Origin of the sequence: Streptomyces europaeiscabiei (assembly GCF_001550375.1) — a bacterium.
GTDB lineage: Bacteria > Actinomycetota > Actinomycetes > Streptomycetales > Streptomycetaceae > Streptomyces > Streptomyces europaeiscabiei.
This window is the reverse complement of record NZ_LRTR01000653.1, coordinates 1-25,600: the sequence shown is the minus strand read 5'-3', so window position 1 is coordinate 25,600 and position 25,600 is coordinate 1. Positions and strand designations below refer to the sequence as shown.

Annotated in this window: 24 protein-coding genes; 8 read left to right on the top strand and 16 right to left on the bottom strand. The window is 68.8% G+C overall.

Annotated elements, in window-relative coordinates:
- The first annotated feature begins 541 nt into the window (after positions 1-541).
- The 5 genes from dnaK to AWZ10_RS31795 all read left to right on the top strand — a co-directional run bounded on the left by dnaK (position 542) and on the right by AWZ10_RS31795 (position 5,901).
- Complete coding sequence (dnaK, locus tag AWZ10_RS31815; RefSeq protein WP_037702846.1) at positions 542-2,392, top strand: molecular chaperone DnaK; 1,851 nt, start codon at positions 542-544, stop codon at positions 2,390-2,392.
- Positions 2,389-3,078: a nucleotide exchange factor GrpE gene (gene grpE, locus AWZ10_RS31810; RefSeq protein ID WP_046709563.1), complete on the top strand. Its 690-nt coding sequence runs from the start codon at positions 2,389-2,391 to the stop codon at positions 3,076-3,078. The genes dnaK and grpE overlap by 4 nt, the downstream gene beginning before the upstream one ends.
- Before the next feature lie 78 nt (positions 3,079-3,156).
- Entirely contained in the window at positions 3,157-4,338 is a 1,182-nt protein-coding gene (dnaJ, locus tag AWZ10_RS31805; RefSeq protein ID WP_046709564.1) for a molecular chaperone DnaJ, read from the top strand.
- A gap of 5 nt (positions 4,339-4,343) precedes the next feature.
- On the top strand, positions 4,344-4,796 hold the full coding sequence (locus AWZ10_RS31800) for a heat shock protein transcriptional repressor HspR (protein ID WP_046709565.1): 453 nt from the start codon (positions 4,344-4,346) through the stop codon (positions 4,794-4,796).
- 643 nt (positions 4,797-5,439) lie between these two features.
- Positions 5,440-5,901, top strand: a complete 462-nt coding sequence (locus tag AWZ10_RS31795) for a Uma2 family endonuclease (RefSeq protein ID WP_319113588.1) — start codon at positions 5,440-5,442, stop codon at positions 5,899-5,901.
- 24 nt (positions 5,902-5,925) lie between these two features.
- Here the strand turns inward: AWZ10_RS31795 and AWZ10_RS51710 are convergent, their stop codons facing one another.
- The 3 genes from AWZ10_RS51710 to AWZ10_RS31785 all read right to left on the bottom strand — a co-directional run bounded on the left by AWZ10_RS51710 (position 5,926) and on the right by AWZ10_RS31785 (position 10,496).
- Complete coding sequence (locus tag AWZ10_RS51710; RefSeq protein ID WP_159058419.1) at positions 5,926-6,465, bottom strand: hypothetical protein; 540 nt, start codon at positions 6,463-6,465, stop codon at positions 5,926-5,928.
- Between the two features lie 104 nt (positions 6,466-6,569).
- Positions 6,570-7,385 (bottom strand): inositol monophosphatase family protein, encoded by an 816-nt coding sequence (locus AWZ10_RS31790; RefSeq protein ID WP_060892694.1) that lies wholly within the window; start codon positions 7,383-7,385, stop codon positions 6,570-6,572.
- A 324-nt stretch (positions 7,386-7,709) separates the two neighbouring features.
- Positions 7,710-10,496 carry a hypothetical protein gene (locus tag AWZ10_RS31785; protein ID WP_060892693.1) on the bottom strand — a complete coding sequence of 929 codons (2,787 nt, stop codon included), beginning with the start codon at positions 10,494-10,496 and terminating at the stop codon, positions 7,710-7,712.
- A 59-nt stretch (positions 10,497-10,555) separates the two neighbouring features.
- Between AWZ10_RS31785 and AWZ10_RS31780 the strand changes: the two genes are divergently transcribed.
- Positions 10,556-11,128 carry a hypothetical protein gene (locus AWZ10_RS31780; RefSeq protein WP_046709695.1) on the top strand — a complete coding sequence of 191 codons (573 nt, stop codon included), beginning with the start codon at positions 10,556-10,558 and terminating at the stop codon, positions 11,126-11,128.
- Between the two features lie 17 nt (positions 11,129-11,145).
- Here AWZ10_RS31780 and AWZ10_RS31775 read toward each other — a convergent pair whose 3' ends face one another.
- Complete coding sequence (locus AWZ10_RS31775; protein ID WP_060892692.1) at positions 11,146-11,427, bottom strand: GntR family transcriptional regulator; 282 nt, start codon at positions 11,425-11,427, stop codon at positions 11,146-11,148.
- A gap of 157 nt (positions 11,428-11,584) precedes the next feature.
- Between AWZ10_RS31775 and AWZ10_RS31770 the strand changes: the two genes are divergently transcribed.
- A complete protein-coding gene (locus AWZ10_RS31770) occupies positions 11,585-11,890 on the top strand; it encodes a hypothetical protein (protein ID WP_060892691.1) in 306 nt (101 codons plus the stop codon).
- Complete coding sequence (locus AWZ10_RS31765) at positions 11,887-12,144, top strand: hypothetical protein (protein ID WP_060892690.1); 258 nt, start codon at positions 11,887-11,889, stop codon at positions 12,142-12,144. The genes AWZ10_RS31770 and AWZ10_RS31765 overlap by 4 nt, the downstream gene beginning before the upstream one ends.
- Before the next feature lie 152 nt (positions 12,145-12,296).
- Here the strand turns inward: AWZ10_RS31765 and AWZ10_RS31760 are convergent, their stop codons facing one another.
- The 12 genes from AWZ10_RS31760 to AWZ10_RS31705 form a co-directional block, all read right to left on the bottom strand.
- Positions 12,297-12,578 (bottom strand): hypothetical protein, encoded by a 282-nt coding sequence (locus AWZ10_RS31760; protein ID WP_046709249.1) that lies wholly within the window; start codon positions 12,576-12,578, stop codon positions 12,297-12,299.
- 23 nt (positions 12,579-12,601) lie between these two features.
- The gene (locus AWZ10_RS31755) at positions 12,602-14,221 is read right to left on the bottom strand and encodes a WhiB family transcriptional regulator (protein ID WP_060892689.1); all 1,620 of its coding nucleotides are present in this window, start codon (positions 14,219-14,221) and stop codon (positions 12,602-12,604) included.
- 133 nt (positions 14,222-14,354) lie between these two features.
- A complete protein-coding gene (locus AWZ10_RS31750) occupies positions 14,355-15,017 on the bottom strand; it encodes a hypothetical protein (RefSeq protein WP_060892688.1) in 663 nt (220 codons plus the stop codon).
- 7 nt (positions 15,018-15,024) lie between these two features.
- Positions 15,025-16,242, bottom strand: a complete 1,218-nt coding sequence (locus AWZ10_RS31745) for a hypothetical protein (protein ID WP_060892687.1) — start codon at positions 16,240-16,242, stop codon at positions 15,025-15,027.
- The gene (locus tag AWZ10_RS31740; RefSeq protein WP_060892686.1) at positions 16,239-16,850 is read right to left on the bottom strand and encodes a hypothetical protein; all 612 of its coding nucleotides are present in this window, start codon (positions 16,848-16,850) and stop codon (positions 16,239-16,241) included. Before AWZ10_RS31740 ends, AWZ10_RS31745 begins: the two co-directional genes overlap by 4 nt.
- A gap of 38 nt (positions 16,851-16,888) precedes the next feature.
- Positions 16,889-17,509 (bottom strand): hypothetical protein, encoded by a 621-nt coding sequence (locus AWZ10_RS31735; protein WP_060892685.1) that lies wholly within the window; start codon positions 17,507-17,509, stop codon positions 16,889-16,891.
- A 33-nt stretch (positions 17,510-17,542) separates the two neighbouring features.
- Positions 17,543-19,852, bottom strand: coding sequence for a hypothetical protein (locus tag AWZ10_RS31730; protein WP_060892684.1), 2,310 nt, complete (start codon positions 19,850-19,852; stop codon positions 17,543-17,545).
- Positions 19,853-19,902: 50 nt separating this feature from the next.
- Positions 19,903-20,442, bottom strand: a complete 540-nt coding sequence (locus tag AWZ10_RS31725) for a hypothetical protein (protein ID WP_159058418.1) — start codon at positions 20,440-20,442, stop codon at positions 19,903-19,905.
- A 93-nt stretch (positions 20,443-20,535) separates the two neighbouring features.
- Positions 20,536-23,523, bottom strand: a complete 2,988-nt coding sequence (locus AWZ10_RS31720; protein ID WP_060892682.1) for an ATP-binding protein — start codon at positions 23,521-23,523, stop codon at positions 20,536-20,538.
- 104 nt (positions 23,524-23,627) lie between these two features.
- Positions 23,628-24,113 (bottom strand): hypothetical protein, encoded by a 486-nt coding sequence (locus tag AWZ10_RS31715; protein WP_046704794.1) that lies wholly within the window; start codon positions 24,111-24,113, stop codon positions 23,628-23,630.
- A gap of 41 nt (positions 24,114-24,154) precedes the next feature.
- On the bottom strand, positions 24,155-24,457 hold the full coding sequence (locus AWZ10_RS31710; protein ID WP_107417530.1) for a TrbC/VirB2 family protein: 303 nt from the start codon (positions 24,455-24,457) through the stop codon (positions 24,155-24,157).
- Positions 24,458-24,485: 28 nt separating this feature from the next.
- Positions 24,486-25,600, bottom strand: a 1,115-nt coding sequence (locus AWZ10_RS31705) for a conjugal transfer protein (protein WP_244172608.1), incomplete at its 5' end; no start/stop codon positions are given.

Here is a 25,600-nt window from a genome sequence, read left to right as displayed (position 1 = left end):
CCCTGGGGGCTGCGCCCCCGGCCCCCTGTCCCGGCCGCAGCGCATCCGCCGGCAGGAGGCGGCGGAGCTGGGGCGGAGGGGATGGGTGGGATAGCGGCACAGGGGTAGGGGCAGGACGGTGGGGGTGGCTGGGGTCCGCGGCAGGGCCGGGGTGACTGGGTCCCCGGCGGGATGGCGGGGGCGGGTGCGGGGTCCGCGTGCGTGGGTACTGGCTGAGCGCGGCGGTCGGATCGGCCGTCGTCTCGGCCGGCGGTGCGTCGGGTCGATCACCGCCTCGGTCGTCTGCACCTTCGGATCGATCACCGCCTCAGCCGTCCGCGCGATCGGTTCGATCGCCGTCCTGGTCGTCTGCCCGCTCGGAAGATGACCCCCGCGCAGGGTTGGCGTCCGCCACTGTGCTCTTATATGCCCAGGTCAGGCCCTAGTTGCGTATAAGGAAAACATAAGAGTTGAGTCTCCTCGACTCAGCTCTGTTGACCCATCGCTGGGCGTCATGCACACTTGAGTCTGTTCCACTCAAGTCATTGCTGGAGGAATTGAAATGGCACGTGCGGTCGGCATCGACCTGGGCACGACTAACTCCGTCGTCAGCGTTCTTGAAGGCGGCGAGCCCACCGTCATCACCAACGCAGAGGGCGCCAGGACCACGCCGTCCGTCGTCGCCTTCGCCAAGAACGGCGAGGTGCTCGTCGGCGAGGTCGCCAAGCGCCAGGCGGTCACGAACGTGGACCGGACGATCCGGTCCGTCAAGCGTCACATGGGCACGGACTGGAAGATCGAGCTCGACGGGAAGCACTTCAACCCGCAGCAGATGAGCGCCTTCATCCTGCAGAAGCTGAAGCGCGACGCCGAGGCCTACCTGGGCGAGAAGGTCGCGGACGCGGTCATCACCGTCCCGGCCTACTTCAACGACTCCGAGCGGCAGGCGACGAAGGAGGCCGGTGAGATCGCGGGTCTGAACGTCCTGCGCATCGTCAACGAGCCGACCGCCGCCGCCCTCGCCTACGGCCTCGACAAGGACGACCAGACGATCCTCGTCTTCGACCTCGGTGGCGGCACCTTCGACGTGTCGCTCCTGGAGATCGGTGACGGCGTCGTCGAGGTGAAGGCCACCAACGGTGACAACCACCTCGGTGGTGACGACTGGGACCAGCGCGTCGTCGACTACCTGGTGCAGCAGTTCCGCGCCGGCCACGGCGTGGACCTCGCCAAGGACAAGATGGCGCTGCAGCGTCTGCGTGAGGCCGCCGAGAAGGCGAAGATCGAGCTGTCCTCCTCCACGGAGACCTCGATCAACCTGCCCTACATCACCGCCTCCGCCGAGGGACCGCTGCACCTGGACGAGAAGCTCACCCGGGCTCAGTTCCAGCAGCTGACGGCCGACCTGCTGGAGCGCTGCAAGACGCCGTTCCACAACGTCATCAAGGACGCCGGCATCGCCCTCTCCGAGATCGACCACGTCGTTCTCGTCGGCGGCTCCACCCGTATGCCCGCCGTCGCCGAGCTGGTCAAGGAGCTGACCGGTGGCAACGAGGCCAACAAGGGTGTGAACCCGGACGAGGTCGTCGCCATCGGCGCCGCCCTCCAGGCCGGTGTCCTCAAGGGTGAGGTCAAGGACGTCCTGCTCCTCGACGTGACCCCGCTGTCCCTCGGTATCGAGACCAAGGGCGGCATCATGACCAAGCTCATCGAGCGGAACACGACGATCCCGACCAAGCGGTCCGAGATCTTCACCACCGCCGAGGACAACCAGCCGTCCGTGCAGATCCAGGTCTACCAGGGCGAGCGCGAGATCGCGGCGTACAACAAGAAGCTCGGGATGTTCGAGCTGACCGGTCTGCCGCCCGCCCCGCGCGGTGTTCCGCAGATCGAGGTCGCCTTCGACATCGACGCCAACGGCATCATGCACGTGACCGCGAAGGACCTGGGCACGGGCAAGGAGCAGAAGATGACCGTCACCGGCGGCTCCTCGCTGCCGAAGGACGAGGTCGACCGGATGCGCCAGGAGGCCGAGAAGTACGCGGAGGAGGACCACGCCCGCCGCGAGGCCGCCGAGAGCCGCAACCAGGGCGAGCAGCTCGTCTACCAGACCGAGAAGTTCCTCAAGGACAACGAGGACAAGGTCCCGGGCGACATCAAGACCGAGGTCGAGGCCTCCGTCGAGGAGCTCAAGGCCGCGCTCAAGGGCGAGGACACCGCCGAGATCCGTACGGCCACCGAGAAGGTCGCCGCCGTCTCGCAGAAGCTCGGCCAGGCCCTGTACGCCGACGCCCAGGCCGCGCAGGCCACGGGCGGCGAGGCCGGCGCTGCCGGCGACGCCAAGGCCGACGACGACGTCGTCGACGCCGAGATCGTCGACGAGGACCGTGAGCGCAAGGACGGTGCCGCGTGACGGAGGAGACCCCGGGCTTCGACGAGCAGCAGCCGCAAGGTCAGCCGCAGCAGCCCGACGTCCCCTCCGGCTCTGACGACGCCGAGCCGAAGGCCGCCCCCCAGGAGGGGGCGGCCCCGGCCGGGGACGCGGCAGCGACGGCCCAGGTGGCCGGTCTGACGGCACAGCTGGACCAGGTGCGTACGGCGCTCGGTGAGCGCACGACGGACCTCCAGCGGCTCCAGGCCGAGTACCAGAACTACCGCCGCCGGGTCGAGCGCGACCGGATCACGGTCAAGGAGATCGCCATCGCGAACCTCCTGACCGAACTCCTGCCCGTACTCGACGACATCGGCCGCGCGCGGGAGCACAGTGAGCTCGTCGGCGGCTTCAAGTCCGTCGCCGAGTCGCTGGAGACCGTCGCGGCGAAGATGGGCCTGCAGCAGTTCGGCAAGGAGGGCGAGCCCTTCGACCCGACGATCCACGAGGCCCTGATGCACAGTTACGCGCCCGACGTCACCGAGACGACGTGCGTGGCGATTCTCCAGCCGGGGTATCGCATCGGCGAGCGCACCATCCGCCCCGCGCGGGTGGCCGTGGCCGAGCCCCAGCCGGGGGCGCAGCCCGCCAAGGCGGACTCCGCGGAGACCGCGGAAGGTGCCTCAGGTGCCGACGACAAGGAGAGCGGTGGCCCGGACGAGGGCTGACGCCGACGGCGTACACGGTGGCGTGCGCGGTGACGTGCGCGCCGACGTGCACGGTGAGTGGAAGGAGGGACGTCGCGGATGAGTACCAAGGACTTCATCGAGAAGGACTACTACAAGGTCCTCGGCGTCCCCAAGGACGCCACCGAGGCCGAGATCAAGAAGGCGTACCGCAAGCTCGCCCGCGAGTTCCACCCGGACGCCAACAAGGGGAACACCAAGGCCGAGGAGCGCTTCAAGGAGATCTCCGAGGCGAACGACATCCTCGGTGACCCCAAGAAGCGCAAGGAGTACGACGAGGCCCGCGCCCTCTTCGGCAACGGCGGCTTCCGCCCGGGGCCCGGCGCCGGCGGCGGCTCGTTCAACTTCGACCTGGGCGACCTCTTCGGAGGCGGCGCCCAGGGCGGCGGCGGGCAGGCGGGCGGCTTCGGCGGGGGCATCGGCGATGTCTTCGGGGGCCTGTTCAACCGCGGCAGCTCAGGCACCACGCGGGTGCAGCCCCGGCGCGGCCAGGACATCGAGTCCGAGGTCACGCTGAGCTTCACCGAGGCCATCGAGGGCGCGACCGTACCGCTGCGGATGTCCTCGCAGTCACCCTGCAAGCCCTGTTCGGGTACCGGCGACGCCAACGGCACACCCCGCGTGTGCCCGACGTGCGTCGGCACCGGCCAGGTCGCGCGGGGTTCCGGTGGCGGTTTCTCCCTGACCGACCCCTGCCCGGACTGCAAGGGCCGGGGCCTGATCGCCGAGGACCCCTGCGACGTCTGCAAGGGTTCGGGCCGCGCCAAGTCGTCCCGCACCATGCAGGTCAGGATCCCGGCGGGCGTCTCCGACGGCCAGCGGATCAGACTGCGCGGCAAGGGCGCACCCGGTGAACGGGGCGGACCGGCAGGCGACCTGTACGTCGCCGTGCACGTCGACTCGCACCCGGTGTTCGGCCGCAAGGAGGACAACCTCACGGTGACCGTGCCGGTGACGTTCTCCGAGGCGGCACTCGGCGGCGAAGTCCGGGTCCCGACCCTGGGCGGACCGCCGGTCACCCTGAAACTGCCTCCGGGCACCCCCAACGGCCGTACGATGCGGGCCCGGGGCAAGGGTGCCTTCCGCAAGGACGGTACCCGCGGGGACCTGCTGATCACGGTCGAGGTGAGTGTTCCGCAGGACCTGTCGGGGAAGGCTCGTGACGCGCTGGAGGCGTATCGCGAGGCGACCGCGGGCGAGGACCCGCGAGCGGAGCTGTTCCAGGCCGCGAAGGGAGCTTGAATGTGATGGACGGCCGCCGTCGAAACCCCTATGAGCTGACGGAAGAGACACCGGTGTACGTCATCTCGGTGGCCGCCCAGCTCTCCGGTCTGCACCCGCAGACCCTGCGCCAGTACGACCGTCTCGGCCTGGTCTCCCCGGACCGCACCGCCGGGCGCGGCCGTCGCTACTCGGCCCGCGACATCGAACTGCTCCGCACCGTCCAGCAGTTGTCGCAGGACGAGGGCATCAACCTGGCCGGCATCAAGCGCATCATCGAGCTGGAGAACCAGGTCGCGGCCCTCCAGTCGAGGGTCGCCGAGATGGAGGCGGCCCTCGACGGCGCCGCCGCGACCATGCGCCAGCGCGAGGCGGCGGTCCACGCCTCCTACCGGCGCGACCTGGTGCCGTATCAGGAGATGCAGCAGAGCAGCGCGTTGGTGGTGTGGCGGCCGAAGGGGCGGCAACCGTCGGACTGACGGTACGTCAAACATGTGGAAGGGGCCCGGAGGTTCATGTGAACCTCCGGGCCCCTTCCACATGCTCAGGGCGCTCGGGGTGGCTCAAGGCTTCAGGACCGCCCAGTCGCCGTCGGCTGCCGATTCGGTGCCGTCGGCGTACAGGGCGGTGACCCAGTCGTGTGCGGCCGGCGAACGGGGGTGCCGCCTGCTGGGGGCGCGGGCCGGCCCTGGTGGATGAGATGACGGACGGGTGGGGGGTCGCGGACGGGCGGGCGGGGCGTCGCGGACGGGCGGGCGGGGCGGTTCGCGAACGGGGTGTGGTTCGGGCTGCGGCTCGGTGGGTGAGTCGTTTCTGCGTCACCAGTTCGAGTGATCTGTGAACGTTTCCGCAGGTGAGCCCACATGGCCGCCTAGCGTGACGGCGTTGCTTGTGCCCCGAGTACGTCAAGCCCACACTTGAGGAGGAGGTGCCACCTTGACCGCTCTTGCACACGAGAGGCCCGAGATCATGTCCGAGGCCGGGACTGAATTCGCGAATGGACCCAGCCTGGACGAGGCCTTGTGGCAGGTATGGAAGGCCATGGATCCGCCCGAGGGCTACCGCGCTGAGATCATTGAGGGAGCCATCGAGTTGTAGCCGACCGCCCGCCGTTCGCACGGCTTGATCACAAATCGTGAGCGACGCGCTCTGGACAGGTTTCTGGACGGCGGCGAGTACGCCTGCCACCAGGACGTGAACGTGATTCACCACCGCAGGGCATGGGTTCCAGATGCCTTCGTAGCTCTTGAAGACACCGAATCATGCCGTGATGAGGAGGACATGGGAGTCGTTGCCGACTCTGTGCACCTCATCGTCGAAGTCGTCTCCCCGGGGAAGCGGAACCAGGACCGCGACCGGGTGAAGAAGCGGCGCGAGTACGCCCGCGCCAGTATTCCGATCTACGTCGTCATCGATGACTATGACGGTCAGGGTGCCGTCACGCTTTTCACCGGACCACGCCAGGATGCGGCCGACTGGGGGGACATCCGGCGGCTTCCCTACGGCACCGAGGTCGTCATCCCCGAAGGGCCCGCCAAGGGCTTCGTCATCGGTGAGGCGGTCACGGGGCCGAAGCGGGGCTGAAGCGGGTCCGAGGCGCGCGGGCCGTCAGTCGCCCATGCCGAGCCCCGGGTCCGGTAGCTGGTGGCTCGGCGGCGGTTGCTGTGGCTGGGTGGGGCCGGGCGGTCGGCTTGTACGGCTCTGGGGCACGCCCAACTGCCACAGGTGCGAACCCGGTACGCCTTTGTCGGGTGCGGGTGCGGGTGCGGCGGGTGGCGTCGTATCCCGCTCTGCCTCGGCGGCCTCGGCCCGAGGCGGGGCGTGTTCCGGAAGCGGCGGCTTCTCCTGGAGCGGGGCGGTGGTTCCGGGGCCTCGGCTCGGCGGTTCCGTCTCCGTCTCTGTCCCTGTTTCCGGGGCCGGGCGTCGCCAGCGTTCCGGGACGGTCGACAGGCGACGTACGGCGTTCTTGTCGCTCGCCTCGGCCGTCGCCACGGCCCGGGCGAGCAGGGCGCTCTGGCGGGCGATCGGGGCGAAGCCGGGGGCTGCGTTGCCGGTCTCCGAGGGCAGGCCCGCATCCACCTCGGGATGAGGAAGAGGCGCGGCGATGTCGAGCGCCCGTTGGAGCCGCGGTTCCCATTCGTGCGCCATTCGGGCCCGCAGGCTCGTGTGGAGGGTCAGGTAGGCACGGCTCTGCTCCAGCGTGAACGGGAGGACGCTGCCTTGGTGGCCACCACATTGTCGGCCCGTCTCCGTTACCTCGTGCGGTTCTGCGTGGCGGCGAAGACAGCGGCGTGTTCCTCAACGAGTGCTGCCACGCGTTCGGCGACTCCGGGCGTGCCCAGAACGTAGGCGGTCTGTCCGCCCGCAACGGGGAACTCCAGGCACTGCCCGCCCGCAGCATGGACCACAGCCCAACCCGCGGCCACATCCCAAAGCTTGGTGCCGATGCCGATGTAGGCGTCCAACCCCCCGGTCGCGACGTCGAAGAGGTCACACGAGGTGGACCCCGTGCGCCGGAAGTCCTGCACCTCGGGTAGGAGTCGGACAAGAGTGGACAGCGTCAGAGGTCGGCGTTCCTCGCTGATGGACACGCTTACCGAGACCAGGGCGGCGCTCAGTTCCTTCGTGGGGGACACGGACGGTGTCCCGTGACTGGACACGATCGTCCCGGTCTCGTCGCAGGCGATCCACCGCCCCGTGGCGGGCCGGATGATCGCGGCGGCCGAGGGAGTGCCGTTCACCTCGGCAGCGACGGCCACGGCGAAGTCGGCGCGTCCGTGGGCGAAGTTGGCGGTGCCGTCAATGGGGTCGATGATCCAGCGGACGTTCCCGATGCCCTCCCGCTGCCCACCCTCCTCGCCCAGGATGGCGTCGTGTGGCCGGTGCCGGTGCAAGAAGTCGGTCACGGCGCGCTCCGCCGCCGTGTCCACATCGGTGACCAGGTCGCGGTGCGAGGACTTGGTGCGGACGGCGAAGCCTCCCTCCAACTGCGCGTTCGTGATGACGTCACAGCCAAGCCGGGCGGCCTCCAGAGCCAACTGCCCGAGTTCCGACAGTTCCGTGGTCATCGGTGCCCCTTGCTCCTCCGTCGACAGTCGTCCCCGTGCCGCCATGAGCTGGGACACCCCAGACCTCACCGAGAACCGCCGAGCGTGCATTGCTTGCCGAACTTCCTATCACCCGGGCAGGGGAGATCGGATGGTTTCGGCTCTTGGTGCCGTCGAGGGGCGCATCCAGCCGGCGCAGCCTTCACGCGCTGGAGGACCCGGCTACGTGGAGGGCGCGGAGGTCTCGGGGAAAGGTGGCAGTGAGTCGGTGACGAACCACCCCTGCTGAGGTACGGCGTTTACCCAGCCTTCGTCGGCCGGCAGGACGAAGGCCCGCGCGGGCCGTCAGCCGCCCATGTCGAGCCCCGGCTCTGGCCGTTGGTGGCCCGGCGGCGGTTGCTGTGGCTGCTGGGTGGGGCCGGGCGGCCGGCCTGGGCGGTACTGGGGCACGCCCAACTGCCACAGGTGCGAACCGGGTACCCCATTGCCGGGTGCGGGTGCGGGTGCGAGTGGGGGTGCGGGCGCGGGCTTGGGCGTGACGGGTGGTGTCGCATCCCGCTCTGCCTCGCTGGCCTTGGCCGGAGGTGGGGCGTGTTCCGGAAGCGGCGTCTTCTCCTGGAGCGGGGCGGTGGTTCCGGGGCCCTGGCTCGGGGGTTCCGTCTTCGCCTCCGTCTCCGGGGCCGGGCGTTGCCAGCGTTTCGGGACCGTCGACTGGCGGCACACGGCGTTCCTGTCGCCCGCCTCGGCTGCGGCGACGGCCCGGGCGCGCAGGGCGCTCTGGCGGGCGACGGGGGCGAAGCCGGGGGCGGCGTTGCCGGTCTCGGAGGGCAGACCTCGAAGGCCCATGTCGTTCAACTGCTGCTGGAGGCCGGTCTCCGGGGCGAAGATCTCGCGCGGCAACTGCCAGGAGGCCGCGCCGTCCACGTCGACCCGGTGTTCCTTGCCGTCGACGGTGAAGGTGAGGCCGTAGCCGATGTACTGGTCGTCCTTGTCGAACTGGAGCGCCCCGGAGATCTCCCCGCCCCGGTCACGCACCTCGTTCGCGAGGACCTGGAGGGCGGGCGGGAGGGGGTTGGTGCGGCCGAGGTTGGCGACATAGCCGTCGGTCCGGAGCACCTTCCGCTGTCTGTTCTCGCCCTCCCCCTCCTCGTAGGGGATCTGGAAGCGGGTCTCGCCGCTCTTCTCGTCCCGGTAGGTCTCGATGGCTCCCACCCGCCCCCTGGTGAAGGTCAGGCGCCCGTCACCCTTCGGGCCGTAAGCCTTCTCCATCGCCGGGAACTGGACCTGGTGTCGCAACGCCGGCGGCGGCGGCGAGCCGATGATCGTGACGCGGGCGTTCGGGTTCTGCATGAGGATGATCTCCGCGTTGGCGACTCCGGTGCCGCCGGAGCCCGCGACGACCCAGTGTTCGGCCCGGTGCGCGTCGAAGCGGTTCTCGGCGACCTCGTCGCCGAGCAGCACGCGGCCTGGTGCCTCCTCCCGTGCCGTCTCCCATTTCGCTGTCGAGTCGAGGGCGCCGAAGCAGTTGCCGATGCGGGCCTTGTCGGGGCCGGCGCCGGCGGTGAGGGCGTCCATCAGCGGTGACGACTTCAGGACGTCGAGCACGGTACGGGCGTCCGTGCCGCCCCGCTCGGCCCGGGTCAGCCAGGCCCGCAGCTCGCCCGCCGTCTCCAGACCCTCCTCCGCCAACTCCCGCAGCCGGTCACCGATCAGCCGTACGGCCTCGCTGCGGCTCTCCACGGGGTGGTCCCCGCGTGGCATGCCGGGCACGACCTCGGGGGGCAGACCGGTGGCGATGCTCGGGATGCCGACGCAAGCCACCCACAGTGGGGGCGGGGCCTCCTTGCCGTCCCCGGTCGTCCGTTGCGGCCTCTGGATCTCGGCGAGGAGTTCGCCGTTCCGGCCGAGCCGTAGGCGGGCGTGGCCGTTCACCAGGTCTCCCCGGGTGGCGAGTTGGTCCTCCCAGATCCGTACGGCCTCGATGGGCAGGCGGTCCCCGGGCCGCTCGACCGTGGAGTGCGGATCGACTCCCATCCACTGGGCGAGGTCCCGGTCCTGGTCCGCCGACTGCACGATGCCCCGGCCGGGGTCCAGGTGCCACCGGCCCGCCCCGTCGATCAGCAACGCGTCCGTGTCCCGTCCGGTCAGGCTCGCGCCGCCGCCGATCACCACACGGCGGGACGGGAACTCGCCCTGCGCGAGCTGGCCTTCGATCGCCTGCTCGGTGCGTGTGCTGATCTGGGCGCGGTACTCCGCCCATTGGGTGGCCGCCGTCGCCAACTGGTCGCGGGGGAGGGGCAGCCCGTTCTGGTCGTAGCCGGGCATGGGCATGGTGACCTCGCGCCGGCCGATGAAGGCTTCGACCTGGCGCTCGGCTCGCAGGGCGGCGTCGCGGGAGGCTTGGAGGGCGGTGGCGTCGGTGGGGTCGAGGTGTTCTATGGGGCGGGCGAGGGTGGCGATCAGGCGTTTGGCTCGGGAGGAGAGGAAATCCTTGGAGAGAACGCGCCGTGTTTCAGCTGCCTCAAGCTCAGTCGCATGTACCTCCTGCTCAGCTATGGCCGCTGTCGGTCGTAGACCGCACTGATCCAGCAGTGCCGAGAGACCGGCACGAGCCTCGGCGCGTTGTGGGCTGGAAAGTTCCGTGTCAGAGGCCTGGGCGGCAAGCCAGTTCAGCTCGGCGATGCGTCCGTGGTCTCGGCTCGACAAATCGTGCCGGCCGCCGATGTCGGCCTCTTGGTGCAAGAGGTTCTCGCGTACCGGTGCCAGACCTTGGCTCGACCGGTCGCGCGCGGCGATGAGTTCGCCCACCTCGTGGGCGAGGACACGGGTCAGGAATTCGCTGGGGAGACGGTCGGAAATCTGCACGACGTACTGATCCGTCGTCGTGTTCGTCATGGTGTTGGCGACCATTCCCGAGACCATGGGGATGGCGTCCAGCCAGAGGTCGGCCGAGCCGCCCTGGGTGTCCTCCAGGGTGAAGTACTCTCTTCCGTCCTCCGCCACTTTCTCGTCGATCGACCTGAATCGCTCCCCGAGTACGACGGAGGTCACCGTGTGCAGCTCACGTTTCACCGTCGCGATCAGCGCCGCCTGCTGGGCTCGCAACCGCGCGTCGGTGACCGTCGTCTCCACGTGATGTTCCCCCCGTATCCGCGCCGACGAATGCGCTGAACAGACCTTAGGATCATGCCATGTTGACAGCGCGCTCATCGGCCGAAGCACATCTGTACATGGACCTGCATCGCTGTGAGTGCGGGTCGGGCGAATTCGACCGCCAACACCGACTGGAACTCCACGGTGACGACCTGGTCGCGGTGTACGAGGGTGCTTGTGGGCAGTGCGGACGAACCCGCCGTTTCGAGTTCCGCATGATTGAAGAGATTCCCCCGCCCCCGCCGGCGTTCGGTGGTGCGGAGCCGTCGCAGATCATCGACCCAGGGGAGTTCGAGGCGGTCGCGGGTCGGCTCGCCGAATCCACTGGAATTCAGCTCCTCAACACCCCCGGGTCCGAGCACCACAGGCTTCGGGGGGCGATGGCCTATGTCGTCGCCGCGTACGAGGAGATGCTCAAATTTCTTCCGCCGGGCCAGGATTCCATCCCAGCCAGTGCCTTTGTGTCGGAGGTGGGCAAGGCCCGATACCGGCGTGACCCCGGCAACTTCGACCGCGACATCTTGGAGATGAACGTCAGAGACGCCCGCGCGGTCCTGGCCAACATCGACAAGCACAACACCCCGCCCGGCAGTACCGACCTCAGGGAGTGACCCCGCCGCACTGTTCGCTACGCGGGGGATGCAGGCGTCTCAGGGGAGAGCGGCAGGGGATCGGTGACGAACCACCCCCGTTGGAGCACGGCGTACACCCATCCTTCGTCGGCCAGCAGGCCAAGCCCTCTCCGCACGGTCGTCCGAGCGATCCCGTAGCGCTGCACGAGCTGGGCTTCACTCGGCAGCATCCGTCCGGGCTGCCAGTCACCGCGCTGAATCTGCGCGCGGAGGATCTCGGCCAGCTGCCGGTACGGGGTCAGTGGCGCGCCGTGGTCGATCTCAGCGTCAGGGTTCATGGAGTCGACGCTAGGCAAGTGGACTGATAGGCGCTCTTTGGGATACGTCTCGCGACGAATCGATACAAGGCGCTACCATGAGGCTCAAAGAAACGCCCCGGCGGGAAGGGTGAGAGCTTCCGTGCCGGGGCTGAGCCGACTGAAAAGGAGTCGACCTATGCGCAGCCTACTGGCCGCGATCCTGAGCCTTTTCCTGCCTGCCCGGGGAGCGCACCGCGCTGTCGTGTCGCCCTCCGCCGCCCCCTCCCGTCCGCCCGTGCCCGCGTACCGGCCCGTACCCCCGTGTCCGTTCCTGGGTGACGTCATCAGGGCCGATGGGTTGCCGCTGGTCCGGCCGTACGTCGTCGTATGGGAGCGTGAGCGGGACGAGCTCGATCGCAGGCGCCTTCAGCGGGCGCGCCGCCGGGCGGCCGTCCTGGCGACCCCGGGCCAGGACCACTACCCGTGGGAGGCGGCCGTATGAGCGTGCCGCGTCTTCGTAGTCTCGGCGTGGACCCGGGGACCGGCCGGGAGTCCTTCGCCGACACGCGCCCCGGCGGTCTCCTCGACGCGCTCGCCGACACGCACGCGCTGAAGGCCGCCGCAGTCCTGGTGACGGTCGTGGGTGCCGTACTGGAGGCGGGGAGGGCGTCGGACGCCGAACTCGCCGCCTTCGTACCGGCGTTGTATGGGGCACTCGAAGAATGCGTCGGCATCATGACCGCGGACAGGGAGTGACGGCGGAGGGCTGTTCGGCCGCAGGGCCGTGAAGCGGGCGGTGGCCAGGAACGCCGAACTGGCCACCGCTGCCGGCACTGTGATGAACGTGATCGGCTCGGCCGCGGCGGGGGCGAAGCCGCCATCAGGTCCCGGCTCCCGGCTCCCAGCTCTCAGTCCAGCTGTTCCGTGGTCCCGTCCGGATGGATCAGCAGGCGGATGGCGCCGCCGTAACGGTTGTCCGTGATGGTGGCCGGGGTGGGGGCGCCGAGCTGCTGGGCGCGTTGCTGGAGGATCGACAGGACGACGTCCTGGATGTCGCCGTAGGGCGGGGCGGTGACGGGGACGCCGTCGATGAGGCCCGCGTTGGGGGAGAAGACGTGGACCTGGGCGTCCGAGGCGCCGGGGTTCGCGGCGGGCGGGGGCGGACCCTGGCTCGGGATCGGTTCGGTCATCGGGGGCGGGTGTCCCTTCCGGCTCAGGCGCTCTTCGCCTCTCCCCGTTCGGGGAGGAGCGTGTCGTCGACGACGTCCAGGACGCGAGCGTACGTGCCGCGTGAGAGGCGTTGCAGGCGGCCCGACTTGACCAGTGCGGACAGGACGTTGCTGATGGTCTTCGACGGGTCGGCGTAGACGCCCGCGGGGAGCGCGCGCAGCACGTCGCGGGCGGAGAAGGCGCCGGGGAAAGTGGCCACGGCCTTCTCGACGGCGGCGCGGATGCTGGGGGCGGAAGGCGTACGGCGGCCACCATGTCCCGCTCCTGTCCCCGTGGCCGGGTGTCCGGCGTGCGTGGGGTGTGCGGAGTGGGTCGCCGGGTGGGGCGTGAGCGCGACCGACCGCGGGAGGCGGTCGTGCATCTCGCGCAGGGCCGTGCGGATGGTCTCCAGATGGGCGTCGTCGCTGTCGTCGGCGTCGTCCGAGGTGGCCGCCAGCATCGTCGCGACCTTCTCTATGTTCGCGAGGGTGGCGGCCAGTTCACGCAGCAGCGGTTCCAGGAAGTCGCGGCGGAGCGCGGCCACCGGGTCGGTGGTGGCGAGTTCGACGGAGACGGAGCCGGTGAGGGGGCGCCCGGGAGGAAGGGGTGCGCCTTCGGCGTCCTCGGGTGCGCCGGTGCCGTCCGGGATCAGGGACTCGACGGCCTCTCGTACGGCCCGGAGGTCGCGTGGGGCGTCGAGGGCCGGGTCGGTGCCGCCGGGGAGGCACGTCAGCAGGGCGAGGAGTTGTTCGAGGCTGGTGAGCGCGGGCAGGGCGGAGCGCACCAGCGGGCCGAGCACGGCCTGCCGTACGGCCAGGGCGGGATCCTCGTACGAGAAGGTGATCCGTTGCCCGGCCTCGGCCGCTGCCATGGGTTCCTCGCTCCTGTCGTCCGCCGGTCCGGGCGCGTGCGACGGCGCGCCCGGTGCGGGCGGCTGTCTGTGTGTTGGCTGTGGGCTGGTGTGCGAATGCAACAGCGATGTCAAAGCGGCGCGCTGAGGACGTTCCCTCAACAGGGCTTGATCATGGGCCAGTTGGCCTTGCAGCAAGTCGAACGCGTCAAGGATCCGCTCCAGTTCGGGAAGGTCCGGCGCGGGCGGGCGACGGGTTCCGGGGTGTGCCGCGGAGTCGTCCGCGCGGGACCTGAGACGGGTCAGCCGCCGGGGGACGGAGCCGGAGTCGAAGGGGACCGCGGCATGGGCCGGCAGGTCGCCGTTCTCGTCGCCGATGCCGAGCGCGCGGCGCAGCGCGCGCCGGTCCTCCCGGGTGGTGGCCGCCGTGTAGCCGTAGGGCTCCGCGTACGCGACGGCGTCCTGGAGACATTCCGCCCAGAGCGGGCAGGATGCGCACAGGTCGCGGGCGGTGCGGAGGAGGACGAGGTGCTGGCGGCGCTGGTCGGGTGGGACGCTGGGTGTCGCCGTCGCCGTCGCCGTCGCCGTCGCCGTCGCCGTGCCGTCCGGGTCGTGGAGGCCGTACGGGCGCTCCGAGTTGTCCAGCAGCGGGTGTTGGAAGACGTCCGGCCGACGCCGACAGGGCAGAGCCGCGTCGGGTATGTGTGCCTCCCGTGCGACCGCCTTGCGGGCGGGTCGCGCGGGCAGCCTGGCCAGCGTCGTATGGCTCGCCATACGCATGAGTAATAGCCCCCGTGGTGATCTGTGATCGCGGGGGACTCTAGAACAAGTTGTCGAACTCATGCAACGCATGTGCAAAGTACTGGCCAGAAACGAACAGTGACGCGACGAAGCATTCACAAGAGCCTCAACTGTCCGCCGTTTCACGGGCGTCACGCCGACGCGACCGCCCCATGACCTGCAAGGCCTTTCTGCCCCGGGCCGTCAAGGCCTTCGCGGATGCGCCGCGTACGGCGAGCACTCCGAGCACGCCCACGAAACCGATGGGCACGCCCGCCTCCGGGACGAACATGCCGACGATCGACCCGATGACCAGGATCACATCGGCGAGCACGACCGTGACACCGCGTCGGCCCGGGTGCTCCTTCACCATCCAGGCGCCCAGCAACGCCATTCCGGCCACCGCCCAGTAACCGAAGGCGGCGGTTCCGGTGACGGCCGCGCTCGTGTTCATGCGTGCCGTGTCGCCCGCCGCCGAGAAGTAACCGGTGAAGGCGGCGGCGAGGATCGTCGAGGCGAGGGCGAGGAGGAGTTGGGTGCGGCGGCGGAGCAGCCAGACAGCTCCGCCGAGGAGCAGCACGACGCAGACCATCACGAAGGACGATCCGCTCTGGGAGGCGATCGCGAACAGGGTGTAGGCGGCCGCCAGGCCGAAGACGATGCGGGGAAGGAGGCGGACGGCCCAGGGATCGGTTTTGTCCTGGCGGAGGAGGCGACGTAGGCGGGACGGGGTCGGGGCGCTGTTGGTGCTGCCCTTGCTGCCGGCGCGGGTGCCGGGGGTGCGGCTCATGGACCGGTCACACTCCCATGCCGGTGTCTTGTGCCTGCTCGGGGGCGGTAGGGGCTTGGGCGGGGGCCGGAGCGACGGGGGTCGGGGTGACAGGAGCCGGGGCGGGCTTGAGGGTGACTCCGGGCATGAAGTCGGCACCGGAGGCCTGCGCCGAGGCCTCAAGCGGCTGGATGGGCAAAGGACCCACCTTGGCGTTGACCTCCACACCGGGCATGAAGGCGCCGTGGGTGCTGGCGAAGACGCGGGGGTCGGATTCAGCGGCCGGCGCCGGTGGGGTCTGCTCGGGGACGGAGGTCGCCGACGGCTGTTGCTCCTCGATGCCGGTGGCGGTGACTTCCTGATCCGCACTCAGGTCCTGATTCTGCTCTGCCTGCGTTTCGGCCTCGACCTGCTGCCGGTCCAACAGCGCCACCCGCTCGCACACTTCCAGAATGGCGGCACGCTGGGCTTCAGGGGTAGGCAACGATTTGACGTGGTCCAAGTCCAGGTATCCGGACTCCCAGTACTTCTCGGGCGGCGGGTTCTCGGCGTTGGGTGCGAAGAAATGCACGTGTGAGCGGACCCGTCCTTCGGACAGGAGTTGCTGGCTCTCGGGCGGAAGACCTTCCAGGGTCTGCTCTGAGAGGTCGTACATGAAGTGGATGTTCTCGGCGCCGATCGTCCTGCGAAGTTGAGGCAGTTCGGTCTCGTAGGCGACGCTCCAGGGTGCGAGCTCGCCGGCGAAGACGATGGCCTCGCCGTCGGTGGCCTTGGCGTAGTTCTCCGACAGGGCGCCCCAGGCCTTGCGGGCTGCGACGTCGCCATCGTCCTCCAGGAAACCGAGGGCCGTTTGCACCTGGGGGTTCCACAGGTGGAGTTCGCCCAGATCCTTTCCGCCTGGTGTGCCCTCCAGGTAGCGGGCGCTGTCGGCCTCATTGTCGTTCTCCATGTCGGACCAGATGGCAGCGAGATGCTGGCTGCTAAGAACTTTGTCCGATGGAAGGTTCGGGTGGGGAATTCCGTAGGACCAAAAAGCAGACTTCATGCCCTCGCGAAGAGCCTTTACATCAAGCCCTTTAGCGTAGTCGACGAGGTATTCTTCGACGGTCTTGTCGGCTGCTGCGGCCGACTCGATTATCTCGTCTGCGATGCGCTTGGCTTTCCCTTTCGGAAGAGGAGCGCCTGCTTGGATCTGGAGGGTGAGAGCGCGTTGAACAGGTGTCTGGACGAGGGTTTCTGCGCTCACTCGGTCTCCTGCGGGTAGCACACCACGCTGATCATGACTGCCCGCAGCCCCACTCCACGGGAGCTGACTCCGCCGCTGAGCACCTGGAGCGCGATGACCGGATCTTCGCTGCCCGCTCCCCTCCAGACGGCGAGTCGATACGGGTCGCGGTCGCTCAGGCGCATTTCACGTGGGGGAAGCCAGTGGTCTGTTCCTCGTGGTTCGGGAAATGCAGGGGAGTCCCAGGCTCCGGAGAATTCCGGTGTACCAAGAACCCCTCGGGCGGCGGCTTCGTACCTGGGCCAGGCATCCGCGGCAATCTCCAGCACCTGATCGTTCTCGCTGGAGTTACCGGCCCTGATATGCCAGGTTGTCCAGCGCAGAGATTGGACCGGGCTCCAACCCCCCTCGACCACTGGCGTCAGGCTCAGCCGACCGCCCGTCGCGGTGCGCACGGCGAGGACGCGGTCCTGGGGCAGGGGCTTCCAGCCGAACAATGCACACCAGTCGTTCAGGGCAGGGCCCGGGTAGGGGGGACCGGCCCAGATCGCGGGCCAATCCACGTGCTCAAGGCCGGCCAGTTCCTCGGCCAGGCGCTGGGGTGGTTCGTCGATCCGGAATGTCGGCATGTGTGCTCCTGCGTCTGTCTTCTCGTACATCGGTGCTGTCAAGCCGGTCCGGCGATTCCCCAGCCCTGCGGAGCGTGACAGCTGAGTGTGATCCTCGCATCGGCCGGTGTCGGCTCGGCCGGGGAACTCGTCCCGAGGGTCATCTTGAGCTCGATCACAGGGGCTCCCGGAGTGCTGAACCACCACACCGCGGCCCGACGCGGATCCCGGTTGGCCAGGCGCCATTCAGGGCTGTACCAGGGGCCGCGGCCGGGGAGTTCCGGGAAGCCGGGGGTGTCCCACGTACCGTTCCAGTACGGGGCGCCCATGAGGCCCCGTAGCGCGTCGAGACTGGCCGTCCAGCGGGCCTCCGCGGTTTCGACGACCCGCGGGTTCTCCTCCGTGTCGCGGGCCCGGGCCGCCCATACCGTGTGCTCGATCCGGGTTACCGGCTGCCCCGGCGCGGCCGAGGCCAGATGTAGGCGTCCCCCCAGCGCCGTACGCACCCGCAGCCCCGCCTCGAACCACAACGGGCGCCAGCCGAAGCCCGCGCACCAGTGGGCGCGCTTGGCCTCGTCCTCGGGGACGCCCGCCCACACCGTGGGCCAGTCCACACCGAAGAACCGCTGGAGCTCCGTGACCAGTTGGTCGGGGGTGCGGTCGGCGGTCAGGGCGGGCATGGGGCGGCTCCTCGGGGTGGGGGCGGCGGCTTGCTAGACGCGACCATCGGGGGTGCGGGGATCTCGCGGTGCCGGTGCCGGTGCCGGTGCCGGGGGCGTGGCTGGACGGGGGGCGGGCGACGGCTCCGGCGCCTGGGTGCGGGGACGAGTCGCGGTCGGCTGGGGTTCCGGCTGCTGTGTCGGAGGGTTCTGTGGTGTCTGCTGGCTGCCGGCACCACTGACACGTCCACTGCGCTTGGGGGTATCGGGCGACTGGCCTTCCGGTTCCTGTAGCCGCGGTTGCGGCTGCGATTGTCCGGCACTGTTCGGCTGGCCGGCTGCATTCTTTGCCGTCCAGTAGGCGGTCTGCTGTTGCTCGCGCTTCGACTGGCCGAGCCAGCCCCGTTTCTGCAGGGCGGCACGACCCCGGCCCTTGTTGGCGAATCTGTCGATCGTCCAGGCTGTGCCCTTGAGCCCGCTCTTGGAGGTCTTGCCCGCTACCTTCACGCTGCCCTTGGCGGTCTTGCTCACGACGCGGCCACTTGCCTTGGCCGTGTTCACCATGGCTGCCTCCCCCTTGCCGACCACCCTGTCGCCGATGAGATTCCCCGTGTCCCGGATGCCCAGCGCGTCACCGCCGCCGCCCGCGATCTCGGGACTGAAGTTCCCGGCGAGGAGTTTCTTCAGCATCATCACGACCGCGACAGTGACCAGGATCAGCATGAGCAGCTGGGTGGCGAGGGCGATGTTGGCCGGCAGGATCATCTGGTACAGGACGAGCAGAATGGTCAGGATTACGCCGAATCCCGCCCGCAGGACAAAGGCGTGGACGAACGTCTCCAGCCAGCCCTTCAGCAGCTTCTGCTGGGAGGGGTGAATACCGAGCGCGGCGACGAGAGGCAGCAAAATGACCAGGATCAGCGTAACCGCGTGCCACAGCAGGGTGAGTGCGCTCAGGATGAGGACCATCACACCGACGATGAGGGCCGCGACGAGGGAGTAGAAGGCTATGCCGACGCGGTCGGTGGCGTTCTTGCCGGCCCAGTCGGCGAAGGCGACCGGGTAGATGTTCCCGTCCTTGACGTCCTCCTCTGCGATGTCCACGCCGCCCGAGATGTCGATGCGGATTTTCTGCCACTCGTTCTCGAACTTGTTGTTCTTTTCGGAATCTTGTCGCTGGGTGTCGACATTGGTCCAGGACTGGGCGACAGCCTGGCGAACCCGGAGATCGGCGCAGCGGACCTGTGAAGGCTTGCCCCAATAGCACTTGTAGAGCGCGTCGGGGACGGGGCCGTTGGACCGGCATATCCCAGTTTCCTTGTCCACCCCGCCGCCCTTTTCTCTGAAGATGCACTGCTTTCCTGCGCCACCGAACTGCCCCATCGCCCATGGCCGGAAGGCGAGCGTGTCGTACATGGCGCAGCTTGAGAGCCTCAAGCCCAGTCGGCCGGCCTTTTCCTGCGCTTCGTTCTCTTCCTCCTGGGTCATTTCATCGTCGTCGAACGGGCTCTTACCGGTTGGGATGTCGCAAGGAGACTGCGGTTCGCCCGATACACCCGAGAGCACCGCGGAAGTGAGTGCCGAGTTGGCCCTGCCGATCCAGTCGTCGGACCACTTGACGAGTTCGTGGTAGTTGTTGCCCCCCAGGAACGCGATGACCGCGATGGTGCTCAGGGCGGTCCAGGAGACACCAGCCCACACCTCACGCATGTCTCCCTTCCGCCACTTGGAGAACACCCAGAAGCCGACAAGCATGATCATGACCGGGACGGCGGGTACGAGCACATTCGCGCGCAGCGTCTCCACCGCGTCGTCCCGTCCCGAGTACAGGCCTTCGAACGGGCTCGGGTTGGAGGCCATCTCCTTGACGGAGATCGAGAGGCGGGTGACGAGCTTGGTGACGTTGAAGACGAGGTCCGCCACGCTGTTGTTGACCGCGGCCATGACCTGGCAGGAGTCCGCGCCACTGCCCCACGTTCCGTTCGGCTGGGAGGCGTCCTCCCTCCCCTTGAATGTCATGGACCAGTTCAAGCCCCGCATGCCGTTCAGTTCGTACAGTGTGTACCTGTAGGCGTCCTCAGGCTTGATCGCGACGGGCCCGGTGACCCATCCCTCACGGTCGCTCAGACTCGTGGCTCCGTCGGTCTCCCACTGCTTGACCATCGCGATGATGGCCTCGCCGTTGCTGCCGGGCGAGTCCTGGTGGTAGCTGTCGTCGCCGGTGAAACTGCAGGCGAAATCCGCGTACGCCGAAGTCGGCGCGGCCAGGGTGAGGGCGATCAACGCCAGCACCAGGAAGAGGCCGGCGCGGACGGCCGCGCCGGTCTTCCGTATGCGAGAGCTCAGCGCGCTGCGCGGGTGCATCTGTATTCCTTCGGGAACGCGGGGAAGGGAGGCGTGCTCGGATGTCTGGCTCAGCTGTTGTAGGACTCGTCCCGCAGCACGCAGCCTTCGACGAGCGCAGGCTTCTGTCCGTCACCGCTGGCGGTCGAGGCGTCCGCACCGCAAGCCAGCTGCTTAAGGTCGGAGCCCTGGAGGGCGTCGAAGGTTCTGCCACGGGCGACAACCGCGAAGTTCTCCCCTACCAGCATCGAGCCGTCCACGGTCAGATAGCCGCCCGCCTTCGTCAACTCTGCGGCGGTGGTCTGGAATTTCTTCATGTCGGAGATGAGGGTCAGGGTGATTTCGGCTCCTCGATCGTCGAAGCAGATGGCGCGCTCCTTGATGCTCCAGGACGCGTCCGTGGCCTCATCCTCCCCCCATGACCGGCCCGTGGGCTGCGATTTCTGCGGCCCCCCATGCGACTTCGCGTACTCGTCACCCGTCACCAGTCCCTGACAGGTGACGTACTTCTCCACGTACGACGCCGCCTCGGCGATGCTCGACGCTTCAGGCGGTCCCGATGCGGAGCTGACGTCACCGTCGTCGCCTCCGCATCCGGTCAGCGCGGCCATGACCACGAAGGTGACTCCGACGGTGACTGCTCGACTGCGTCGCATGTTCGTGTCCTACTTCTCTGCGGGGTCTGCGGGGTCTGCGGGGCGACGTCAGCTGACGGCGGCCGTCTCCAGAGCGGAGGACCGCGTCGCCGCCTGGTCCTCCTCCATCTCCTGCAAGAACGTCCAGTCCCACACACTCAGCGGCGGGTTGATGCCCTGACGGGCCGGGCGGGTCGTGCCGTTGGTGTCCGTGGCCGCGAGGATCTCCTTGAAGACCAGGTCGACGGCGACCGTGCCGACGCGCTTGTCGGCGTCGCGCTGGAGGCAGACACCGGTGCGGAGTTCCTGGAGCGCGGCGACGACCTTCGGGTCGTCCTCGGGGCGGCCGAGGAGCGGGGCCACCAGGGACGCCTCCTGCGCGGACTTCTGCTTGAAGGCGAAGACCGTGTGGATCTGGTTGGCGCCACCGCTGCGGGCCTCCGAGTCCTCGATCTGGACGAGGTCGATGGCCTGCTGGGTGATCAGGACGGTCACGGCCATGTACGAGCGGCCCTGCTTCAGGGCGCGGCGCATCAGGTCGCGGCCCGACTCCGTGGCCGTGACGACGTACGCCTCGTCCACGAACAGTGCCTTGGGGCGCAGACCGATCTCGCCCGTCACCGGGTTCTTCTCGTAACCGACATCGAGCATCTGGCTGCCCAGCTCCACGACCGCCATCAGGGCCGTCGCCGCGAGGCGCTCCGCAGGGTTCCAGCTGCGCGGGTCGGAGGCGGCGGGGGACTGGAAGCCGCGCAGGGTGATGACCGTACGGCGCTTGCGCATCGCCGAGAGCGGCTGTGGCTGCTCGGAGAAGGCGAGCCGGGCGTAGGGGAGCGTGCGCAGTTCGGTGAGGAGCATCTGCGCGAGCTTCAGGTCCTTCGTGGCCTCCCGGTCGCCCGTCGCGACGGCGTGCTCGTACGCCGCCACGACCTCGTCGACGACCTGCCACAGCGTCGGACGCGGCACCTGCGCGTCGGCGTCGCGGGCCGTCAGGCCCTGGTCGACCGCCTGGCGGATCGCGGAGTTGTAGCGGCCGATGACCGTGGCCATCCCCTCGATGACGGGGAGGCGTACCCGCTGGTAGTCCTCGTCTCCGAGGAAGCCGCGCAGCATCGACTCGGCGAGCAGTCGGCCGGCCGGGACGTCACGGGCGATGACCCAGGGGTCCAGTACGCCTGCCTGGCCCTTGAGGAGGTCGACGACCTCCGTCTCCGCCCAGAACTCCGGGCTCACCGGCTGGAACTTGCTCTGTGGAGTGCCGAGGAGGCCCGTCTCCGCATCGCTCGCGAACTCCGGGTCGTTCACCTGGGAGCCGAAGGCGAGGTAGTAGCAGAGCTGGGCGAAGTCGGTCTTCGGGTCGATGACCAGGCAGCGGACGCCTGACTCCGACTCCTCGTAGAACTTCTGCAGGGCCAGGGAGGACTTGCCACCACCCGAGGCGCCGACGATGGCGAGGCCACCGCCGTCGTTGCGGGCCGGGCCCACGTGCAGCGAGTAGTGGACCGGCATCTTGCCCGCCCAGCCGACCAGGTTGCCGACCCAGCCGAGGCGCTTGCCGGAGCGCTGCTCGGGGTTGTCTCCCAACTCCGTTCCGGCGGTGGGCAGTCCGGCGCCGAGCTGCTCGACCTCCTGGAGACGGATGTAGGGAGCGATCGGCAGCTTGGGAGCGTCACCCGGCAGTTGTGACTGGAGCAGACGCCACTGCTGGCGGGTCGGGCGCAGCAGAGTGACCTTCAGGTCCTGCTTGAACTGCATCTCCAGGACCCGGCGGCGGCGCTCCAGTTCCTTCACGCTCGGAGCCGAGATCGTGAAGCGGATCTGCGCCTCCATCCCCGGCATCTTGTGCTCCTCGATGTCGTCGACGAGCTCCTGGGCGCGGGTGACCTGGTGGGCCAGCTTGGTGTCCGGGCTGCGCCCGGAGTTCGCCATGTCGTTCATCTCGTCGACGAGGTTGCCGCGGATCTTGTCGGCCCGGTCCTTGAACTTCAGGTACGGGATGAGCGTGAACCGCATGTCGATCTCGACGGGGAAGTCCACGTGCTGGGCCGCGTAGCGTGCCCATGCCGTCGACTGGCGGAAGCGGGTCTCCGCGGGCCAGTTGGCGGCGACCAGGGTGGTGGTGTAGCTGGTCTGCTGCTCGCCGGTGACCTCGTCGTACTGGTTCAGGACGATGTGTGTCTTGCGGTTCTCGCCGGAGAAGTCGACGACGAGGTCGAAGGCGTTGGGGCCCCACGCGCGGGAGCCGAGCACCGGCTCGGGCGGGACGGGCAGGTCGCCGTGGAGGGGCTTGCGGATCAGCCAGACGAGTTCCTCGCGGGTGAGGGGGGTGCCCCCGAGGTTCTCCAGGCTCTCATGCACCTCGATGGCGACCTGCGTCCACTCCGCGACCACGGACGGCGACAGGTACTCGTCCGCGACACCCGTCGCGGCTGCGGTGACCTGGTCGGCGACACCGCTCACTCCCTTGAGCAGTCCGGGGTCGTCATGGGGCTCGTCGTCCTGGGACAGCACACCCGTACCGCCGCTGGTGCGCTTCACCGAACCCAGCTTCACCAGCAGGATGTTGCGTTCCCGCTTGGCGCCGATGCGTTCCTGGTATTCGGCCTTGCGCAGGTTGTACGCCTTGTAGTTGTCGGTCGGGTCCCAGGCGACCGCGTTGAGGTCCTCCGCCCAGGTCAGAGCGGTGATCGGCTGGTACACCTTGCGGTAGTGGCACTCGACGTTGCGGTCGCCGCGGGCGAGGCTGAGCAGACCCCGGGGCGGGCCCTCGGCCATCGCCTGCAGTTCTGCGGCGTTCAGGTACTCGTCGATGGCGGTGGGCAGGACGAGGCCTGTCCACACCGAGTCGCCGTGGACGAAGATCATGTCGTCGGCGTAGCGGTAGGGGAGCCGGAGGTCCTCGCGGCGGGCGGAAGCCGACGAGCCGGAGGACTTGGAGCGGGAGGCGGAGGAGCTTCTGCCGCCGCCCTGGCCCTGCTTCTTGCCCGACGAGGCGGCCATGATCATGGCGACCACGAAGAAGGCGGCCGCCCCGCCCAGAAGGATCATCATGAACATGGAGAAGTCACCTGCGGTGAATCGAGGTCGGTTGGCGGTGGGTCAATGCTGGTGCGGTGGGCTGCCGGGACGGCCGTGTGGTGAGACGACGAGCGGCCGGTGGCTCAACGGGGCGCGGAGAAGGCCGTGCCGCGTGCGGCGGCGGTCCGGCGTGCGGCGTCGTAACGCGCTTGCCAGCGCGGTGAACCGGGGGCCCAGAGGATGACCTGCCAACGCAGTTCTTCCGGTTCCCGGTCGGCGGCGAGTCCCTGCAGCCGCTTCGGCTGGAACCACCAGTCGGTCCAAATCACCAACTGCTGACTCAACGTGAGCGCTGAAGGCAGCGGTCGGCCCCAGACGAAGTAGACGGCGAACGGCGGTCCGAAGTAGAGAACCGACGTCCAGATGGACATGCCGAGGAAGGGGAGGAACGCGGACAGCGTGAACAGCGTGACGAGCCAGACCAGCCCGAAGCCGAAGGCCGCCCCGAGTGCGGGCAGCAGTAGGCCGGGCAGCGGGATGTTGCCCCAGTTCCAGATCCGCTTGGGGCGGTTGACCAGATCGGTGTGGTCGTACGCGACCAACGGTTCTGGTGGCGCTTCGTGGGCCATGGTGGCTGAATCCCCTCGTTCCTAAACCTCCTGAAGAGCCGTCAGCCGTTCTTGTCGCCGCCGATCTCGCCGCCGATCTCGATGAGCACGCCGGCGAGCCCGCTCGCGCCGCCGATGATCAGTGCGGCCAGCGCGATCATGCCGAAGCCCTGGAAGGCCTCGCGCATGCCGTCGCCACGCTTCATGGACATGAGCATGCGGATGCCGAGGATGAGCAGGGCGATGACGGCGACCATCGTGCCCGCGTTGGTAAGAAGGGTCTCGGTCCTGTCGAACATCGAGTCCAGCTGGGAATCGGCGGCGAGGTACATGGTGCTTCCTCTCGGAGGGATGATGAACGTCATGGGATGAGCGGTGCGGTGTCTGTGGGAATCACGACTTGTTCGGCTTCTTGTCCGCCTGCTTGTCCGTGGACGACGCGGAGGGCGACGGGGACGCCGAGGGACTGCCGGTGGCCTCGGGCGCGGGCTCCGCGTCGGAGTCGGCCCGGCCACCCTCCGCATCCCGCACACCACCACGGATGTCCTTGATGAACCAGCCCTGTGCCGTGTTCACCACGGTCATGCGGTAGGAACGCAGCACGGTCGTCCCGCTCTTCGGGTCGGTCCAGTCGACGGCCACCCGGAGCTGCACGGACTGCCCGTTGGCATAGGCGTAGGGGTCGGAGTCCTGGACGCTCGCCGGCACCAGCGCGACGACCTCGTTGACCTTGGGGTCGGTCAATTGGCCGACCAGTCCCGAAGTCGCCGTGATTGTGGCGTCGGAGGTGATGAAGCGGGCCATCGAGGTCGAGTCGGACGCGCCCCACGCCTCGAAGTAGCCCGGCAGCACCTTCTCCTGCAGTTGTCGCGACAGTTCGTCGTCCACGACCTCGGCGTTCTGGTCGACCGCCGGCACGTCGGCTCGGGGCGGCATCGGCATCTGGCCGACATCGCCCGCCACCCGCATGCCGTCGCCGGTCGCGAGGTCCTTCACGTAGACGGGGACACTGAGCGAGGTCAGCCTGCCGTCCTTCGTGCGTACCTGAACACCGAGGTAGCGGCCGTGGGCACCGAACTCGGCGAACTGCTCGGTGGTCCCGTCCCAGGTGGCGGAGAGGGCGGTGCTCGACCCCTGGCCGCCCCAGCCGCAGTCCTGGTCGACGCCTGCGGAGGCGTACCTAGCGAGGTCGCTGCGGCGCGTCGAAGCGGTCTCCGGGGAGTACGTCATGCACAGCAGCGCATACTGCTCGGCGAAGGTCGCCGCCTGCTGTGTCGGGAAATCGGTGAGGCGGTACTTGGCCGCGTCGTCGGAGTCGAGGCCTGCTGTGACGGAACCCGACGACGCACCGACCACCATCCCCATCACACCGCACGAGCCCAGCGCGAACACACACGTGGTGATCAGCAGGGTGGCGCGCAGCGCGACGTGCGTACGGCGGCCTCCGGCGGGGGCCCGGCCGCCGGGCCTGGGCACGTCGAAGTCGCGGACGGGGCGGTGCCCGGTGG

What these genes read in the sequence shown, in the direction of transcription:
- AWZ10_RS31740 (WP_060892686.1), bottom strand. Translation starts at nt 16,850, where the DNA reads ATGCCGACATTCCGGATCGACGAACCACCCCAGCGCCTGGCCGAGGAA.
- dnaK (WP_037702846.1), top strand. Translation starts at nt 542, where the DNA reads ATGGCACGTGCGGTCGGCATCGACCTGGGCACGACTAACTCCGTCGTC.
- AWZ10_RS31715 (WP_046704794.1), bottom strand. Translation starts at nt 24,113, where the DNA reads ATGGCCCACGAAGCGCCACCAGAACCGTTGGTCGCGTACGACCACACC.
- AWZ10_RS31770 (WP_060892691.1), top strand. Translation starts at nt 11,585, where the DNA reads ATGCGCAGCCTACTGGCCGCGATCCTGAGCCTTTTCCTGCCTGCCCGG.
- AWZ10_RS31790 (WP_060892694.1), bottom strand. Translation starts at nt 7,385, where the DNA reads ATGACCACGGAACTGTCGGAACTCGGGCAGTTGGCTCTGGAGGCCGCC.
- AWZ10_RS31735 (WP_060892685.1), bottom strand. Translation starts at nt 17,509, where the DNA reads ATGCCCGCCCTGACCGCCGACCGCACCCCCGACCAACTGGTCACGGAG.
- AWZ10_RS31725 (WP_159058418.1), bottom strand. Translation starts at nt 20,442, where the DNA reads ATGGCCGCGCTGACCGGATGCGGAGGCGACGACGGTGACGTCAGCTCC.
- AWZ10_RS31750 (WP_060892688.1), bottom strand. Translation starts at nt 15,017, where the DNA reads ATGAGCCGCACCCCCGGCACCCGCGCCGGCAGCAAGGGCAGCACCAAC.
- AWZ10_RS31780 (WP_046709695.1), top strand. Translation starts at nt 10,556, where the DNA reads ATGTTGACAGCGCGCTCATCGGCCGAAGCACATCTGTACATGGACCTG.
- AWZ10_RS31710 (WP_107417530.1), bottom strand. Translation starts at nt 24,457, where the DNA reads ATGACGTTCATCATCCCTCCGAGAGGAAGCACCATGTACCTCGCCGCC.
- AWZ10_RS31800 (WP_046709565.1), top strand. Translation starts at nt 4,344, where the DNA reads ATGGACGGCCGCCGTCGAAACCCCTATGAGCTGACGGAAGAGACACCG.
- AWZ10_RS31730 (WP_060892684.1), bottom strand. Translation starts at nt 19,852, where the DNA reads ATGCACCCGCGCAGCGCGCTGAGCTCTCGCATACGGAAGACCGGCGCG.
- AWZ10_RS31765 (WP_060892690.1), top strand. Translation starts at nt 11,887, where the DNA reads ATGAGCGTGCCGCGTCTTCGTAGTCTCGGCGTGGACCCGGGGACCGGC.
- AWZ10_RS31760 (WP_046709249.1), bottom strand. Translation starts at nt 12,578, where the DNA reads ATGACCGAACCGATCCCGAGCCAGGGTCCGCCCCCGCCCGCCGCGAAC.
- dnaJ (WP_046709564.1), top strand. Translation starts at nt 3,157, where the DNA reads ATGAGTACCAAGGACTTCATCGAGAAGGACTACTACAAGGTCCTCGGC.
- AWZ10_RS51710 (WP_159058419.1), bottom strand. Translation starts at nt 6,465, where the DNA reads ATGGCGCACGAATGGGAACCGCGGCTCCAACGGGCGCTCGACATCGCC.
- AWZ10_RS31720 (WP_060892682.1), bottom strand. Translation starts at nt 23,523, where the DNA reads ATGTTCATGATGATCCTTCTGGGCGGGGCGGCCGCCTTCTTCGTGGTC.
- AWZ10_RS31775 (WP_060892692.1), bottom strand. Translation starts at nt 11,427, where the DNA reads ATGAACCCTGACGCTGAGATCGACCACGGCGCGCCACTGACCCCGTAC.
- AWZ10_RS31755 (WP_060892689.1), bottom strand. Translation starts at nt 14,221, where the DNA reads ATGGCGAGCCATACGACGCTGGCCAGGCTGCCCGCGCGACCCGCCCGC.